The sequence below is a fragment of the Micromonospora sp. KC723 genome, assembly GCF_004348595.1.
In the GTDB taxonomy this organism is placed as follows: domain Bacteria; phylum Actinomycetota; class Actinomycetes; order Mycobacteriales; family Micromonosporaceae; genus Micromonospora.
In genome coordinates, this window is sequence record NZ_SMKD01000007.1 from 35,549 (window position 1) to 49,335 (window position 13,787).

Consider the following 13,787-nt stretch of genomic DNA (forward strand, 5'->3'; position numbering starts at 1 on the left):
CGTGACCTGGCCAAACGTCACCAAGATCAATCCGTGGATAGTCCGTGAACAGCGACAAACGGCGGCTCAGGGTGGCACCGGGCCGACAGGTCAACCCATCGACGCAGAAACGTATCCGCTGCTCAGATGGTGTTTTTGCTGATCTTTGAGGTGCCCCCGGCAGGATTCGAACCTGCGACACACGGTTTAGGAAACCGATGCTCTATCCCCTGAGCTACGAGGGCGCGAGTGCCTAGTCTAGCGACCTGGGGGTTCACCTGGGGTGGCAGGGAGTGGCCCACGTTCACCCGCGTCACCCGTATCCCTGTTATCCCAGCCCAGGACCACACCCCGAGCACACGAACCCCCGTTTGCGACCGGCGGTCGCCCGGGGTGACCCGTGCTGGCACCGGCTGGAGAGCACACACCGCGCACATCAGCCCAAAATCAAGTGCTCGCTCGTGGGCATGAACTCAACTCGGCAACACCGCGTGCGGGGGCGGGGTCGCGCTTGCACCAGGTATGCGCGCTTCGCGGCTACCTACAACTCCTAACTTTTGGGCGTTGGAGTCGTCGCCAGCAGATGATGGCGCAGGCAAGGGTGAGGAAGGCTTCGTGGATGTCGTCGCGGATCTCCTAGCGGATGCGCAGGCGGCGGAACCAGTGCAGCAGGGCGATGGTTTGTTCGACGACCCACCGGCGGGCGCCCAGGCCGGAGCCGTGGCCGACTCCTCGTCGGGCGATGATCGGGTTGATGCTTTTGGCTCGTAGCTGTTTGCTGTAGCAGTCGTAGTCGTAGCCACGGTCGGCGTAGATCTCTGTTGGTCGCTGTCGTGGCCTGCTGCGGATGCCCCGGATACGGGGCCTTGTCGACCAGGGGCATGAGTTGGGTGACGTCGTGGCGGTTGCTGCCGGTCAGTGCCGTGGCGAGGGGGATGCCGCCTGCGTCGGTGATGACGTGGTGTTTCGAGCCCGGGCGGCAGCGGTCGACCGGGCTCGGACCGGTTTTGGGCCGCCCTTGAGCGTCCGCACATGACCAGACGCCGCCTCGCGTCAAGCTGATCAATGAACTCGAGGGGATCGACAAGAAGATCAAGGCCGCGCGGAGAAGGACCTCAAGGAGCTGGTGGTCGCCCGCGGCTGCACCCTGATGCAGCTGCACGGCATCGGCCCCTCAGGCGCGGCCCGCCTACTGGCAGACGTCGCAGACATCAGCTGCTTCGCCGACCGCGACCGGTTTGCCTCCTGGAACGGCACCGCGCCCCTGGACGCCTCATCCGGCGACCAGAAGCATCACCGTCTCTCCGCGCCGGCAACCGGCGGAACAGCAGCCCACCACTGACGGAGCAGTGGGCTAAGAATCGCTTCACCTAATCAAGAGCGCCCGGCTACGCCGGACGCACGCGCACGCGCTACAGCCGTTCCGGCCCCGCGGGCACGCGCCCACGCAACAAACCGCCCAGACCCGGCAGACGCAAGCAACACCAGACGGGGCGTGGCGGCCAAGCCGTCGCGCTCCGGCCAGATGCAGTCGCCGTTCGTGCTGCAATCCACCGAGGTGATGAAGACCAACAACCCCCTCGCCAGAGCTTCGCCCGTCGTTACGTCCGGGATCGACACCGCGATGCTGCGCGCCGCACCATCGGCACCTTTTGACCGCTGCCAGGATCAGGCCAGCAATGATCTATAGATTTGCATACGCGCGGAGAAAGTGACACCAACCGTGACAGCAACCCACAGGAACAGCAAGGGCCAATGGCGCACAAGGGAGTGGAGCCACTACCGACGGCAGTGGCTCCACTTTGTGATCAATGCGATGGGAAGAGCCGTCACCCAAGAGCCGCCGTAAGCACTATTTATGCCCGACTCTAATCGAACTCACCGGAGGCAGGGAGAGCGGCATCTCGTCCGTCACCCAAGCGAATTCGAGAGATGAGAGTCGTCCTCCTGAAAGCCAGACAAGCAGCTCGCCGACATAGTTCTCAGCCTCATCGTAGACGTGTGCATCGACCGGCAGCACTCCGTCCGCCACTTGTGCAGCAGGCAGATCGACTGATATGTCGAGATCGATACTCGGCGACCCGCTCGGCTGCCACCGAGCCGACACCTTCGCTGAGTCAAGCTGCGCCCTAAGTTCTGCCACACCAGGGACGCCGTCGACCAAGATCGCCCGGATGACCTGGTGCTCGAGGGCAGTCAGGGGGCGAGGGAGCTCCTCACCCCGACCGGTTTCTAGATGGATACTCACTACGACGCCCCAGGGAACTTCGATGGAATAAACGCGGTTCCTATTCGAGGCACACCATTGACCACTGCCCCTCGAATTGTCACCGTCTCGCCATAGATTTCACGCTGCACTTCGAAAGGGCCCTGCGCAGGAAGCCCACAGGTACAGCGCAGGCTATCGGTGATTGCACGCATCGCTTCGGACCTGCCTCCCGCAGCAGTTACAAGATCTCCGAATCCGTGCTTTGCGGGGTCAATTACGTGCTCCAATTTTTGTGGCGTGTTAGCAAGATCGAATGCCTCATCTAACGTCGACTGGCTCAGCGGAGTGCAGCCATTGGTGTTGTGGACCAACACCGGCGTGGTGCCGGCGAGCACATAGTACGTGGGGATGCCGTCAACGCTAAGGTTATACGCCAAGGCAATCTTGGTGGCTTTGGCGTCGAAGCTCTTTACCTTCGCTACACCGCTGGGAGTGCGCAGCAGGTCACCAGGATCAAGTTCCTCAGCACCCTGCCACGCCTGGTCGGACTCGTTCCAGAACGGGTGGTCCTCCGTGGTGACTACCGCGCCACGTTCGGTCACCAGCACATAGAGTTGATCCTCGTGTACCCATAGCTTCGTAACTTTCCGGTGCCCTGATTCGCCAGTCTCGGGATCGGCAGCGAGCACCTCGTCGCCGACCTCGATCTTGCTGATCGCCTTTCTGCTGCCGTCAGCCATCAGAACTTCGGTGTCACCACTGAAGCTACACGCAGCCTTAATGGACCGTCGGAGAAGAGATTTCCCAACGGGCCCCACTAGCTTGCCAGAGGGGACGAAGCCAACGGCGGTCCAGACGCACCCCGAGACCTTGCCTTTCGTGCAGTCCTGCACATCGGTGATCCCGAGCAGATCCAAGAGGGCTCGCTGCGTCTGCTTCGACCTTGCTTTCCGCAGTGCGGCACAGACTTCGGGGTTGTTGTAACAGAACACGAAGTTCTCGACGACCTCGCGCTGAAAAATATCGAGGTTCGTAATATGGGTGTAATACCGGAATTGCGCCCCCGTTTCAAGGGTCAAATAACCCGGACCCGGCATCGGACGACCGTCTTCATCGGACTTGCCCGTCCAGGTTCGGGGATCAGCGGAGTTCTCCTCCTTCTTTCCTCCGCAGGATGCTGGCCAACAAGGGTTGTTCTCCTTGTTCTTGTTGTTTCCTTTTTCGTCACCTGGGCGGTAGTTGTCGCAGACGTCGCCGTCCTCGACACACGGAGTCATTCCGCTTGGGTCGCTCAACGTCACCGGACTGTCGACGGAGTAGGCGTACGGGTTCCAGTGCCGAGGGTCCGAGAGGACCATGATCGGGTCGACCGCGACGAACTTGCCGATCGCAGGGTCGTACGGCCGGGCACCGATGTGGGTCAGGCCAGTAACGTTGGAGCCACCGTCGATCGTGCCGCCGACGAAGCCGAGCTGGTTGGACCAAGCCGGCGGTGGCGTGCCGCGGGAGCCACCGTACGGAGTCTGCCGCCGCTGGGTGATGGTTTGGTTTCCGGAGGCAATGCTGAGTTCCTGGGTGCCCTGGTGGTCGGTGATCAGCCAGGTGATCCCGGTCCCCGGCATCCGCATGCCGATCAGCTGACCGAGGTGGCTGTAGTACCGGGTCGCCGTCTTGGAGCCGTCGGTGGTCGTGTACCGGATCTCCATTCCCGGCAGGTACAGCGTCTTGCCGGTGGGATCGCGCGCTATAAGGCGGTTGCCCTCGGGGTCGTACAGGTAGGAGTGGTTCTTGCCACTGTCGGTCAGGCCTACCAGCTTGCTCTCGCTGTCCCAGGTCAGGACCTGGCTGCCCGTGCCGCCGGGGCAGGTGTTGTTCACCGCTGTTGCCGTCGGACGGCATGTCATGTTGCCGGCGGCGTCGTACTGGTAGTTGCGGGTGCCCGCGCCGGTCCCGGTGGTGGCCACCTGATGTACGCCGTGCGGCTGGGCCTTACCCAGGTCGGGGTACTTGTAGGTGGATTCGGTGCTCGCGGTGCCATGCTTGGTTTCCGTGACCCGGTTGCCGGACGACTTGCCGATCGGGTCATACGTCCATGAGTGCCAGTATGGTGCCGGACCGCCGAGTTCCGTCTCCGTCGGCGCCGCGTCGCACCTTCCCGAGGTCGGGGTCCATGCCTGCGTCAGGCGTCTGGCGTAGTCGTGGCCGAAGCACTGCACGTCGGCGGTGCCACCCACCGGAGTGTCCGCGATCCGGATGATATTGCCCGCGGGGTCGTACCCATAGTTGGCGTCAGCCACCATCTGCGGGGTGACCTGCCGACTCGTCACGACGTCAGCCAGCCGGCCCGTGCTGTCCTCGTAGCTCCAGGCGCGCTCAAGGAAGTTTTGCGCAGTCTGCTGGTACTGGATGAGACCGACCTGACCGAGCGCGTTGTAGCTGGTGTCGGTGACATATTGCCCCGCGTTGGGCCAGTTGGTCTTGACCTGCTCGGCCAGGCCGGTCGTCGAGTTGTAGGTGAAGGTGAGCTGCTCGGCGCCGAGACCACCGGCGTTCGGGTACGTCGCGGAGCCGAGCGTGACGCCGTCGGCCTTGTAACTACGGGTGAAGCTGTAGGTGCCGTTGAGCCCCGTCTCGGTCGCCGGAATGACGTAGTCCTCGCCCAAGGACCGGTACATTGGGCTGTAGCCTCGTACCCGCACCTTGTACTCGGTGGTGCCGTTGTTGGTCCACCGGCTGCTGGAGGCAGGCATTCCCTTCGCGCCCGTTGGGTCGTACGCCCAACTGGATCGCAGATTTTCCGGAGCGATGGACCCCTCGTATACGGCGTCCTTACGGCCCAGGCTGTCGTAGCGGTAGACCAGCTTCTGCTGGCGAGCGTCCAGCGTGTATTCGAGTTCACCGTTGTCGGCATACTGGGACTCCGTGCGCCCCTTGTCGGGATCGACAGCCAACCGCTGCCGGCCTCGGACGTCGTAACCGTAGGACCACTCGTTCCCGGCAGAGTCCTTGACCGAGGTCAACTGGTTCTTGCGGTTATAGGTGTAGATGCTGGCGTCGTAGGGACCGGTAAAGGATCGGTCCGCGTGCTGCCGGACCTCCACGGTGTTGCCCCGGGCGTCGGTGATCGAGGTGGTCGCGGTGCCGCCCTCCGGCGGGGTGACGTACACCCGGTCACCGCCGTAGGCCGTGGTGGTCCGCCACTTCTCCTGGCCGCTGGTGGTCTGGATGCTCGCGGTCGTCCGGCCGGCCCGGTCGTACTGGTTGACCGTCTGGATGTTCGCTTCCCACGCCGCGATCGACCTCAGGGTCGTGCCGGGCGCGACGTTGGGGTCGCGGTGGCTGGCGTTGGCGTTGGCGTAGGCAACCCGCCCGGCGGCGTCGTACACCGACTCGCTGAACACGGTCCCGCCGCCGGACGCTGCCGACGTCTGGGTCTGCCGCGGACGGAGCATCCCGTCATACAGCGCGTAGCTGGTGACGTAGCTGCCCTCGGGGTTCAACGCCCGCGTGGTGACCGCGTTGACGCCGCCACTGTTTCGAAGGGTGTACGTGTACTCGGTGGAGGGAGTGCTCGTCGGGTTGGCCGGATCCGGACCGATCGAGCGGTTCGGCAGCCAGACCTTCCGCAGCCGGCCGAGGCCGTCGTATCGCAGGTCGGTGGTCTTGCCGTTGGCATCGATGGTGCGCTTCGGCAGCCCCCAGGCCGGCTCCATTTCCTGAGTTGATTTCCAATCCAGGTGGTTAGTGGTCTCCACTTTGGTGACAGGGCCACCCGACGCCGGGGTGTACGTCGTGATAGTCCTGTTGTTGCGCACGTCCGTGGACTCGCGCACCCGGCCGTGATCGTCGTATACGGATGTCCCGGTCGTCAGCCAGTCGGTGCCCCCGGACTCCGACCACCCCTTCAAAGTTTCCGCCCTGGTGGGGTTGCCCTTTGTGGGCGGAACGCCGTACGCCTTACCGTCATACGAGGTCCGCACGTCGCTGATGACGTCATCCGCGCTTTTCGGAGCCGTGCCGCACGGCAGGGCGATGGTCTCCACCCGCACTGCGGTGGACAGGATGTTCAGGTCGGTGTTGCGGGCGTAAGTGGTGCGGATGCACTGCTCGTCACCGTCGGCTGCGACGTTACCCAGGTCGCTGGAGGTGGCCTCCATGCCGTACGAGTCGAAGGTGCTGGAACTCTTGACGACCCGCCAGCCGCGGCCGGCATCGAGCTTCACCGCGTCCCAGGACGTTTCCACGCCGGTGTAGCGGGCGTACGTGGTGGTGGTTCCCATGTCGCGCATCGCGGTGTGCGGCGACTGCCAGCCCTGGTTGACGGAGCGTGAAACGATGTCGGTGTCGACACCGTTGTAGGTGATTTGTTCCCGCACCTGCCCGGCCAGCGCATCATGATCGTTGACCTGGCCAGCGTCCGCGACGTCGACCACGTCGCCGTCCCCGTTCAGGTCCACCCCGCGTAGTGTGACGGTACGGGTGCCATCACTGGGTGCCGCCTTGTCGCCGTGCATGCCGCGGTAGTAGCGGGTCTCGGAAAGGGTTTCCTGGCCATCGGCGCCTTTACGGACCCGAATTCGACCGTAGCCGCGGTAGTCCGACCAGGTACGGAACTTGTCCTTGGTCATGCCGTCGTCGTCGGCGTGGTGCCAGGCCGCGCCATCGAGGTACTCGTATGCGGTGATGACGTCAGTCCCGCCGCCGGTCCAGTCGGACTCGAAGACCCGCTTAACGACGTACTTGTGGAAGTAGTCTCTCTCGATGGCCTTCGTAAAGGGGTTTTCCGTCAGCACCGGGTAGCAGCGGAGCGTGTTGCTCTGTGGAGAGGTGGGCATCGGACCGTCGGTGTCGCACTCCGGGTCGGAGTACTCGACGACGATCCTTCCGCCGGTCTCGGTCCAGATCGTGTTCAGCCGCATCCAATGCATCGGCGGCTTGCCGTCGTCGGTCTTGTCGACTCGGTTGGGGCGCTGCACCCAGTCGAAGTTGACCTCCGGTAGATCGACCCTCTCGCCGATGTGGCCGGTGTGCCGGATCGACTCCAGCCACATGCCGTCTCGCGAGCCGTCGCCGTTCTTGGGAAAGTTGTGGTCGAGGCTCCAGCTCTCCACGTCACCGGCGACCCCGGCGACCTTCGTCGTGATCTTCGTGAGCCGGCGGGTCGACCAGAACGTCGGCGAGTACTTGCCCTCGCAACTCGCGCCCGTGCACTCCTGGTCCCACGGAGTGTCGGGCCAGTGTGCCTCGTCGTGCGTGGCGCAGCCTGACCTGCACCGGTCTGAGGTGGTGAAGAAGACCTGCGCCGTCGGGGTGACTGACCGGTCGGTGGTACCTCGGTCCCAGGTGCCGTAGTCGATTCGGGTCAGGTGCGACGCCCGGACGTAAGAGACGTCGTTGCTGTCGGTGACGTTCGCCGCGTACTTGTTGGTCTCCTGGTCGTACCAGAACGACATGGTGCCACCGCGCGTATCGACGACGTAGTCGAGGTTCCATCGCCATGCCTGGTTGCAGTGGGCTGCGGCGAAGGAGGCGTTGTCGCAGGGCTCGTCCTTGTGGTTTCCGTAGACGCGGACGGTGTCGGTGGAGGCGGTGTCGATGGTCTGCCCCGGCAGGTCGTCACGGCCGAAGAAGTACTGGGTCCCGTCGGCGGCGGTGACCTTCCAGTACTCACCGTTGTCGTCGCCGTTCGAGCCGCCGGTCAGTTTCTCAACCTTGGACGCGTCGTCGCTCTTCGGGCGCCACTCACCGGTCTTTCCGTCCTTGACCAACTCGGTCGACCGGCCGTTGAGCGAGAGGACGGCGTTGTCGGTGCCCCAGCACTGGTCGCCGACCTGGTCGTTGTTGGTCGCGCCGTTGGCGGTGTCGTGAAAGCACGGCACGTAACGCCGTTCGATGAAGCCCGGGTGGTATTCGAAGCCTTCACCGATCCAGGAAGGCTGGTTGTTCGAGGCGTCGCTGCGTCCGTCGACCGCACTCGACGAGTAGGCGAGGCTCACCTTCGGCGCCGGACCGGTGGCCGGGGGGACCCGAATGGGATACGACCAGGAGAAGTCGCCGCTCGATCCGCCCGCAGTCCAACTGGAGGACGCCTGGAGTGGGGTCGCGGAGTAGTCGCCGGTCGAGCCGGAGGGGGCGGCGGCGAGGGCGACCAGAGTTGAACCGTTCGCCGGAAGAGTCGAGCCGTTGACAGCACCCGGCTGCACGTCGACATCCGCCGAAACCCGCCTCGCGGCAGGATCGTTGTGGGAGGGCAGCGGGCGGCCGCTGCACTGTGGCAGGTCCGGAGTGGTAAGCGCACACTCCGGCAGCGCCACCAGGCGCAGACGGGTCGACCAGTCCGCACCGAACGCCGACTCGAAGCCCGAGTAGTCGACACCGACTCTCAGCCGCCCGCCGTGCTCCACACCGTCGGCACGCGCGACTCGGACGACAAGCCCGTTGCGCCAGCCCGATGCCACCTTCGCCCGGTCGAGCACCTCTACCCTGGCCCTCCCCACGGCAGCGGTGGAGGCGGCGACCCGGGATTCGGCGCCGGACGCGGGACCGACCCAGACGGGAAGCTTGCCGACCCTGGTGCTCGCCACAGGCACCTTGGCGGCGGCGCCCGCCGTCCGAGCAGTGTTCGCTGGGACGGCCGCCTCCGCAGTGCCGGCGGTGGGCCAGGTCAACGTCGTGGCGGTGACGCTGTCCGCTCCCTGGGACATGTCAGCCGGTCGGGGCTTCGCCAGTACTTCCTTGCTCGTCACAGCCTTTGGCTGGCTGAGCGTCAGGCGGGTCGGTTCGGCGGCCCTGGCTGGCTGCGGCGTGGCGGCCAGCAGGGACGCCAGTACGACAGGTGTCAGGGCGGCCGACAGGCCGAGCCGCAGGCGACTGCCGGGGAGCCAGAATCGGGATCGCGAATCGTGCCGGGTCGAAGCGACCGGCGGCATACCTACGGACATCGACAACCTCCGCCGTCGAGGGGTGGGCGGGATGATGGAAGGAAGGGTGCAAGCCAGGGCTCGCGCCGCACGAGCTTTTGTTGGCTCATCGAGAGTCGCGGTAGAGCGCCGCTGCTTCGCGATCGTTCATCGCACCGGCGTAGATCTTGATCTGGTCGATGTCGCCCGAAAGGAAGCTGTTCACGCCGGAGACGCTTCCGACGAACAATGGGTGAGAAGATGCTTTGCCGACGGCGCCGACGCCCCGAACGAGTTGGCGTTGACCGTCGACGTACAGGCGAACCTCGCCCGTTCCGACGTCGAAGACCCCGGTGAGATGGACCCACTCCTTCGCCTGGACGGCATCTGCTGTCAGTGGGGTGTCCGACACGGCCGCCGCCCAACGGACACCACCCACACCATCCGGGGTGATCACTGCGAACCTCAGATTTCCGTTCTGTTCCATGTACAACTTGACGGCACCCTCTTGGGCATTGCCTGCGCCATGCTTGACGAAGACCTGTTCCTGCCCGTTGAGTTCACGGACGCGGACGGCGGCGGACACCGTCAATGACTGCCCGGTGTTGACCACCGGACCCGTGGTGGCGGCATACCCGGTTCTGGTCGACGCGCCTCCCCAGCCATCGGGCTGGGCAGTGTTGAACCACAGCGCCTCGCTGCCGTCGTAGCCGTCACCGGTGTACCCGACCGTCTGGCTATCGGAATAGGGATCGGTGCATCCGTGGAGGTCTAGGGACCGTCCCCAGTAGTCGTAACTCGTTGCCGAGCCACAGGCGGTGTTGAGCCCACCGCTGAAGTCCCAGTTCGCCACCTGGATCGGCTGGATGATGCCGGGCTCTGCTTCGGTGCCCATCTCCGGGTTCTCGTCGGTACCGGTCAGGTCGTCTTGGGTGAGCACCCGGTCCCAGAGCCGGACGTCGGTGATCTGACCGACCCAACGGTCGGGGCCCCTTGTGGGCATCGCGGGATTATCTGGCCACTGGGCGGCACCGACAACAATCGGACCGGTGGGATTCCAGCCAGCCCCGGTGCGGGTGGCGGAAGCGACCTGGGCGCCGTTAACGAAGAGCACCATCAGCCCGGTGACCGCCTCGTAGGACGCGGCGAGATGGGTCCACTTGCCAACGCTCTTGGTGGTGATGTTTGTCGGGGAGTCCGCGGCCGCGAATGTGTTGATGCCCTGGGCGGAGTCGGATCCGGGCATCATGAATCCCCACCGGGGCTGTCCATTCGACCAGCGGTAACCCAGGTAGAAAGAGCTGACCTGGGTGCCGAACTTGCTGACGGCGGTCCAGTTGCCGGATGCCAGATCGGGTTCCGGGGTGTCGCCGTTGGCATCACCCAGGTTGACCCAGGCTGCCACGCTGAACGACTTGCTGGTGTCTAAGGGGGCATTCGCGGAGAGATACGTGTTCCGGTTGAAGGAGGGCGTGGCGTCGCCGTAGATCCGGCTGTTCTCCGCCCACGCCTCGGTGCCGTTGACGTTGAGGCTGGGCCCGCCGGATGCCTCCTTGAGTTCGTGGAAGTCGACCTTGTCGAGCGGCCAGTGGGCGACTGGCGTAGACGGCGCGTCAACCAAGAATCTGTAACGAGTGGTATCGCTTAGCTTGTTGGCGCCGTCGATACTGTAAACCTCGAGGATGTTAAAGCCGAACCGCGGTGGCGTCAACGTCACCGTGTATCGCGCACCTGCGCTAACCGTGGTGAGGGGACTGACCTGGCCGCTCCATCCGTAGACGTACTTGACCACGTCGTTGGACCCGGCGAGGAAGGTGAACGTCCCGGCGATGCCGGGACCGCCGTGGGCGATCCCGTCGGCCGAATAGTCGGCGGAGGTGACGACCGGCGGCAGCGGCTTGTCCAAGTCAACCGTGAATCTACACCAACCGGACCAGTCGGAGTAGGAGCCGGCCTTGTCCCTGGTCTGCACCCGCCACTGGTAGGTCCTGCCGTCGGCCAGGGTCCCCAGACTGATGGTGCCCGAATCGCCGTAGCTGTTGCCCGGCTTGGTCTGCCCGGTCTTGGTACTGACGCCGTTAAATCCGATGAACATGTACTCGAAGTAGCCGGTCAGGCTGTCCCCGGTACCGTCCGCATCCCCGTAAAAGGCCTTGAACACGGGGGACGCGGTGCCGATTGTCGCGCCGCAGTCTTGGCTGGACGTGGTCAGCTTGCTCGGCACGTTCGGCTTCGAGTTGTACGTGACCTCAAGCCATGCCTTATCGGTGTAAAACTTTTTCCACCGGCTCTCGAGATCTTCGCCCTCCCCGGCGTCGTTGCAGGCGCACAGGCCGACGGTGTAGGTCGGCCACGCCTTGTTGACCGCGTACTGCAGGTCGTTCTTGAACGCGGTGCTGGCGAACTCGGCGTCCACGTCGGGCTGGATCCTGCCGCAGCCGCCCGCCTCGTTGGCGCTGCCCTCCCACGCATCCAGGTGGTTCGACGGCAGCGGGCGAGTGGTCCAGCCCATCCGGCCGCCGCTGGCAACCGTGATGGCACTGGTGCGGTACGCGTGCACCCAGGTCGGCTCGCAGGACCACGAGTGGTCAAGGGTGACCCTTACCGTACTGCCGAGGATCTGCTTGCCCTTGAGCCCGCCGATGGGAAAGTCGTAGAACGAGTGGTACCGCTCCCCGTTGCCGCCCTCGGGGTACGGCTGCCGCCCGACCCGAGCCACGGTGGTGTCGTTGTTCTCCCCGTTGCTGGTCGCGTACGCCCACTTCGACCGCTTCTTCTCGAACTCCGGGTCAATGAAGATCGGATATGTGAGGCCGGGATCGGCCATGAGCTTCGTGTCGGGAGTGACCGTCAAATCGGTGCCGGATGCCGCCACGCCGACCGGGGCGGTGCGGGAGGTGACCGCAGCCTCCTCGGCGGTAGCCCCCTCTCCGGCGGAACCGCCGAGGCTGCGCGCCTGCGCCGGGGCGACCGTGGCAAGCACTTCACCGGCCCGCGAAGGGTCGCTGGACGAATCCCACATCCGAGCCGGAGCGGAGGTGGCCACCGGGACGCCGGCCGCGGTGCTGAGGCGCAGCACCTCGGAGGCGTCCTGGGTGATCTTCATGTCGCCGCCGGTGCGGTAGCGCAGTGCCCGGATCGCCGGCTGCGCCGCCGCCTCCGGGGTAAGTACCTCCACCACATGGGTGTAGCCCTCGGTGGTCGCGGTGACGTGCAGGTTGACGTCCTTGAGGACGGACGGGTAAACGGCCGTGGCACCGTCGACCCGCGGCGCCGGCAGCGGGCCCAGCGGCCACTCCAAGGTGAAGGTGGAGCCCCTTTCCCGCCATGTCACCAGCGGTCCAGGACCGCCAGAGGAGAACGAGACGTCGGCGAGTGTCGCGACCGGGACCAGCCTGCCGTCCCGGGCCCGCAGGCTCGTATCGATGGCCGCCCACGTGCCGTTTGAGCGGCGCACCCGCTGCGGCGCGACGGAAGCGAGCAACGTACGAACGCCGTCCGAATCAACAGTCACTTGCGCATACTCGGTACGCTCGCTGAGCACCTCGACGGCGTGGCCGCACCGCGCGGCGAGCCTGGCCGCCGCCGCGTCGTCCGGCGCCTCCGTGACGCAGCCAGCCTGGTCGGCCGGCTTTGGGGCGGCACTAGCGGCGGGTACCTCGGCCACGAATCCGGTGCCGGAAACGATGACACTGATCGACGTCAGCCAAATGAAGGCACGACGTCTCCACGACACAGCCATGACGATCCCCCGTGTTCGCCCCATAGACAATCAGTGAACTGTAGAGATCGACAGGGCGGTGCGTAAAGGCTCGCACACAAACTGTCAGCACGTACGGGCATCGATCCGGACAAACGAACATCGCACGTTGCAGCGCGTCACCGCTCCCAACGCCCATCCGTGCACAGTCGTCGATCGGCAGGGCGCGCATCGTGCGCAGCGGCGAGCCGACCACGAACAGGGCGGCGCTCCACGTGCCCAGGGCGGTCACCACCAGCGCCGGACGCATCCCCCACGTGCTGCCGAGCACACCGCCGAAGAGCGCGCCGAGCGGCACCACCCCGAAACAGATCCACACGAACGCGGCGGTCACCCGACCGAGCAGCTCCGGCGGGGTGACCCGCTGCCGGTACGACACCAGGGCCACCTTGAACAGCACCCCGTTTGCGGAGTACGCGGCCAGCCCGACGGCGTACAGCAGCAGCCCCCAGCCCGGCCGGGCGGCCGGCATGAACAGATAGCGGCCCCGGGACAGCCATCGCCAACCAGATCAACCGGGCCGAGCCGACCCGGGCGGCGATCCGGTCGGCCAGCGCCCCGGCGAGCAGGCCGCCGACCGCCCCGGCGGAGACGACCACACCCACCACGGCCGGGGCGGCGTACAACTCCCGCAGCAGGTAGGGCACCTCCAGCGCGGTGGTGGCCACGCCGAAGAAGTTCGACGTGGTGGCGCAGAGCAGGGTCGCCAACAGGATGGGATGCCGGCGGACGAACCCGAGCCCTCGATGAGGGCGCTGTTCAGGGCCTGTAGCAGCGACCCGGGCTGCCCACCATGCTGGACCTTGGCGACGAACTGCTGCGCCTCACCCGAACGAACCGCCGAGCTCACCCAGGTCGCCGCCTGTCGACGGCGGCTGCGACCCCCTGTGCGCGCTCGGCCCGGTCATGGCTGGGGTCGGGCCACCGTTCGCCCGTCTCG

5 protein-coding genes, 1 tRNA gene and 1 pseudogene are annotated in these 13,787 nt (G+C 65.5%); 2 read left to right on the plus strand and 5 right to left on the minus strand.

Features of this window, described 5'->3' with window-relative positions; all coding sequences use genetic code 11:
* Positions 1-151: 151 nt before the first annotated feature.
* Both E1165_RS03450 and E1165_RS29710 read right to left on the minus strand, forming a co-directional pair.
* Positions 152-224: transfer RNA gene (locus E1165_RS03450), tRNA-Arg, on the minus strand.
* A gap of 292 nt (positions 225-516) precedes the next feature.
* Positions 517-997, minus strand: a pseudogene (locus E1165_RS29710) (IS5 family transposase); the annotation flags it as partial.
* Between the two features lie 132 nt (positions 998-1,129).
* On the opposite strand from E1165_RS29710, the gene E1165_RS30620 reads away from it, so the two are divergent.
* Positions 1,130-1,321, plus strand: a complete 192-nt coding sequence (locus E1165_RS30620; RefSeq protein WP_371687296.1) for a transposase — start codon at positions 1,130-1,132, stop codon at positions 1,319-1,321.
* 153 nt (positions 1,322-1,474) lie between these two features.
* On the plus strand, positions 1,475-1,669 hold the full coding sequence (locus E1165_RS28790) for a hypothetical protein (protein WP_165945126.1): 195 nt from the start codon (positions 1,475-1,477) through the stop codon (positions 1,667-1,669).
* A gap of 557 nt (positions 1,670-2,226) precedes the next feature.
* Here the strand turns inward: E1165_RS28790 and E1165_RS03465 are convergent.
* The 3 genes from E1165_RS03465 to E1165_RS03475 form a co-directional block, all read right to left on the minus strand.
* Positions 2,227-9,129, minus strand: coding sequence for a polymorphic toxin-type HINT domain-containing protein (locus E1165_RS03465; protein ID WP_132387609.1), 6,903 nt, complete (start codon positions 9,127-9,129; stop codon positions 2,227-2,229).
* A gap of 85 nt (positions 9,130-9,214) precedes the next feature.
* Positions 9,215-12,829, minus strand: coding sequence for a LamG domain-containing protein (locus E1165_RS03470; RefSeq protein ID WP_165945127.1), 3,615 nt, complete (start codon positions 12,827-12,829; stop codon positions 9,215-9,217).
* The gene (locus E1165_RS03475; RefSeq protein ID WP_132387613.1) at positions 12,732-13,319 is read right to left on the minus strand and encodes a hypothetical protein; all 588 of its coding nucleotides are present in this window, start codon (positions 13,317-13,319) and stop codon (positions 12,732-12,734) included. The genes E1165_RS03470 and E1165_RS03475 overlap by 98 nt, the downstream gene beginning before the upstream one ends.
* Positions 13,320-13,787 lie beyond the last annotated feature (468 nt).

What these genes read in the sequence shown, in the direction of transcription:
- E1165_RS30620 (WP_371687296.1), top strand. Translation starts at nt 1,130, where the DNA reads ATGCAGCTGCACGGCATCGGCCCCTCAGGCGCGGCCCGCCTACTGGCA.
- E1165_RS03465 (WP_132387609.1), bottom strand. Translation starts at nt 9,129, where the DNA reads ATGTCCGTAGGTATGCCGCCGGTCGCTTCGACCCGGCACGATTCGCGA.
- E1165_RS03470 (WP_165945127.1), bottom strand. Translation starts at nt 12,829, where the DNA reads ATGGCTGTGTCGTGGAGACGTCGTGCCTTCATTTGGCTGACGTCGATC.
- E1165_RS03475 (WP_132387613.1), bottom strand. Translation starts at nt 13,319, where the DNA reads ATGCCGGCCGCCCGGCCGGGCTGGGGGCTGCTGCTGTACGCCGTCGGG.